1 protein-coding gene is annotated in these 1545 nt (G+C 57.1%); it reads left to right on the forward strand.

Annotation, left to right across the window (positions count from 1 at the left end; translation table 11 throughout):
- The coding region (locus RXV86_RS22015; RefSeq protein WP_316302729.1) for a BTAD domain-containing putative transcriptional regulator at positions 1-1545 on the forward strand (1545 nt) is incomplete at both ends.

Consider the following 1545-nt stretch of genomic DNA (forward strand, 5'->3'; position numbering starts at 1 on the left):
ACGAGATTGAAGGTTTGGATGCAGCGGACCGGGGCCAGATCGCGCAGCAACACGCTGAAATTTTGATCTGGAAGGCGCAGGCTCTGAACGCTACTGACCAGCCCAATGATGCGCATGGCCCCTTGGACGATGCCGCGAATACCCTAAAAGATTGTGTGGGCTTCGACGCGCAAAAAGCCCTAGCGAAACTTCATCGAATTCGGGGCATTGTGCATAATGCTGAAGGAGATCCGAATGCAGCCTTGGCGGCTTACGATCAGGCGTGGGAGGTCTTTGAAGGTAGGGCCCTGAAGGATGATGTTTCGTTAGACAGTGTCCGGGCCAGGTTGCACCTGAACCGTGGCAATGCACTATTGGGCAAGGGTGATACCGACTGGGCCTTGAAGGCCTATGACCGCGCTCAGGAACTGCTCGACGGGGAGACCCTGAAGCGCAACCCGGTCCATGATGCCAATCGGGCCAAGCTGCACGCCAACCGTGGCATTGCACTGTCGCGCAAGGGCGATCCCGACGGGGCCTTGCAGGCCTATGACCGCGGTCTGGAACTGCTCGATGGGGAGACCCTGAAGAACAACCCGGTCCATGATTGGGACCGGGCCAGTTTGCACCTGAATTGTGGCATTGCGCTGTTTGGCAAAGGTGATCTTGACGGGGCCCTGCGGGCTATTAACCGCAGTCAGGAGTTGCTCGACGGTGAGAGCCTGAAGCACAACCCGTCCTATGATGGCGACCGGGCCAAGCTGCATTTTTACCGCGGAGTAATGCTGGGGAAAAAAGGGAAACCTGACGGGTCCTTGCGCGCTTTTGAGCATAGCTTGAAGCTGTTCAATGGCAAGAGCCTGCGAGACAATCCTGCGTTTGACGGGGACCGGGCCAAATTGCATGGATCCCGCGGGGTTGCGCTGTGGGCGAAAGGAGACCCTGACGGGGCCTTGCGCGCCTATGAGCACTGCTTGAAGCTGTGCAATGGCAAGAGCCTGCGAGACAATCCCGCGTTTGACGAGGACCGGGCCACGCAGCACATGAATCGCGGGGTTGTACTGAATATCAAAGGAGACCTTGATGGTGCTTTGTGTGCCTTTGATCGGAGCCTTACGCTATATGAAGGCAAAACCCTGCAAGGCAATCCTATGTTTGATGGGAGCCGGGCCACTTTGCACTTGAATCTTGGTTCTGCACTGATGGACAAGGAAGATCTCGACGGAGCCTTGCAGGCCTATGACCGCGGCCTGGAACTGCTCGACGGTGAGACCCTGAAGCACAGTCCTTTCTATGACGAGGTGCGGGCCAGGCTGCATTTGAACCGTGGCATTGTCTTTGTGAACGCAAAAAATCGCCTCGCTTCCGATGCTGCGCACGATGCTATTGCTTCATTCAAAGCGGCTATTGAGGTGTGTGAGGGCTCCACGAATAGAACGGAGCTTCCGCTCCAGGCTCTTGTGTGCCAAGCTTACAGGCTAGCTTCCAGCCTCCTTGCACATTTCCCCTCCCCCCACGTTTGGGCCCGTGACAAGAGCGGCCGGATGGTCGAGATGCTGGAACTGT

The organism is Aliisedimentitalea sp. MJ-SS2 (genome assembly GCF_032586155.1).
GTDB lineage: Bacteria > Pseudomonadota > Alphaproteobacteria > Rhodobacterales > Rhodobacteraceae > JAWHTC01.